2 protein-coding genes and 1 pseudogene are annotated in these 1,841 nt (G+C 72.9%); all 3 read right to left on the minus strand.

Going from position 1 to position 1,841, the window contains the following annotated elements:
* Positions 1-500 (minus strand): annotated as a pseudogene (locus AC1D01_RS32895) (hypothetical protein); the annotation flags it as partial.
* Positions 497-1,291 (minus strand): hypothetical protein, encoded by a 795-nt coding sequence (locus AC1D01_RS32900; RefSeq protein WP_465113110.1) that lies wholly within the window; start codon positions 1,289-1,291, stop codon positions 497-499. The gene AC1D01_RS32900 and the pseudogene AC1D01_RS32895, both read right to left, overlap by 4 nt.
* Positions 1,288-1,841, minus strand: a 554-nt coding sequence (locus AC1D01_RS32905) for a hypothetical protein (protein ID WP_477873682.1), incomplete at its 5' end; no start/stop codon positions are given. The genes AC1D01_RS32905 and AC1D01_RS32900, both read right to left, overlap by 4 nt.

Here is a 1,841-nt window from a genome sequence, read left to right on the forward strand (position 1 = left end):
TCGCAGGCGACCGGCTGCACCGCGGTGACGGCCAGGTCGAGGTCCTCGCCGAGGTTGCGCTGCGCGAGGAAGGCCGCGCGCGCATCGGCGATGCGCTTGCCCTCGCCCTCGCTCGCGCCCTGCGACAGCTGCAGCACCAGGTGCACGACGCCGTCGTCGCGCGCCTGCAGCGTCGCGTCGTCCAGCCCGGGCACGGCATCGAGCAGCAGGCGGCGCAGGTCGGGCGCGGTCGTCGCGCGGCACGGGAACACCTCGGCCGGCGGGTGYAGCGACAAGGCGTCGTAGTCGATCGTGCCGGCCGGCCCGGTCAGGTGGTCGGCGACCGGGAAATCGGCGCGGTAGACCAGGTCGGTCAGCGAGAAGCACAGCTGCTCCAGCATCGTGATGCCGGGGTCGTGCAGGTTGTGGTCGGTCCAGGCGTGGCCGCTGACGGCCTGCAGCCAGGCGATGCCCTGCTCGCGCAGCCGCGCGAAGCTCGCGTCGTCGCGCTCCGCCGTCATGGCGCGCACCCCTGCATGGTCTCGTCGAACCACAGCCGCGTCAGCGTCGCCTGGATGCGCACGCCGCTGCCGTAGTCGCACTTCGAGCGCACCTGCAGCCGGTAGCTGGCGTTGCGCCCGCTGCTGCCTTCCCAGCGCAGTTCGAGCTTGTCGCAGCGCCGGCCGTACCAGGTGTTGTCGCAGCGGATGCGCTTGCGCCGCGACAGGATGTCGAGCCAGCCGCGCGTCGGGTTGTAGGCGTTCATCGCGATCGCGTGCATCAGCGCGAAGCGGCCACCGCCCGGGTGCCCGGCGCCGGCCATCACCTCGAAGGCCTGGCAGCCGCCGAGCGGGCCGGTGAGGTCGTGCCATTCGCCGTCGGCCAGCGCCGGCGCGAGCCCCGGCCAGCGGCAGCTGCCGACCCGGCCCTGCGAGGCGACGACGCCCGCCACGTCCAGCGCCTGGGCCGGCTCGGCAGTGCCGATGCCGACGCGGTCCTGCGCGTCCAGCGCCAGCACCGGCTTGCGGCCGCGCGATGCGGCAACGCCGGCGTGGTGGAACAGCAGCTGGTCGCGGTCGCCGCCGTAGCTCATCGACCACAGCGCGGTGCGCGAACTCTGCTCGCGGTAGAAGCTGACCAGCGCGTCGTAGCCGGCCGGCGACGACACCTCGATGCCGTTCTCGGCCGATTTGTGGAAGCCCTCGTCGCTCATGTTGAGCATCGAGTCGATCAGGTCGGCGAAATGGTCGCGCGTGGGCAGCCGGCCCTCGTCGAAGAAATGCTGCAGCGTCTTGCGGTTGCGGATCGTCATGCGCCGCCCCCGATCACGAAGGTGCTGCCGATCGACAGCTGCGCGATGCCGGTCGGCTGCGGCGCCGGGTCGGGGAACACCGTGGCCGCGGTGACGATGTGCGTGGGCATCGGCAGCGCGAGGCTCCACGGCGCGCGCGAGACGGCGTGGCCGCGTTCGCCCCCGCCCTCACCCTGGCCTTCGCGCTGGCCCTGCGCCTCGCGCGCGGTGTCGACCAGCGTGTACACGCCGGCATCGCTGCAGGTCAGGTGCAGCAGCGACAGCTGCGTCACGTAGTCGACGCCGTCCAGCGCGCGCAGCCGCGCCTCGAGGTCTTCGCCGCGCACGACCCAGTCGAAGGCCGGGCCGCAGCCGTCGTCGAACCACGGCGACAGCGTGGCCACCACGGTGCGGGTGATGCGCTGCAAGGCCTCGCCTTCGTGCACGCCGCGCGCGAGGCCGACCGTGCAGCGCAGCTGCAGCCGGTCGTAGACCGGGTTGCGCACCACGAGCTTCGCGAACGGCGACGCGCGCTCGCGCAGGTAGTCGGCCATGCGGCGCAGCTCGATGG

The organism is Rhizobacter sp. P3_B12, from assembly GCF_056402895.1.

Coding starts and splice junctions, on each gene's coding strand:
- AC1D01_RS32900 (WP_465113110.1), bottom strand. CDS start 1,291: ATGACGATCCGCAACCGCAAGACGCTGCAGCATTTCTTCGACGAGGGC.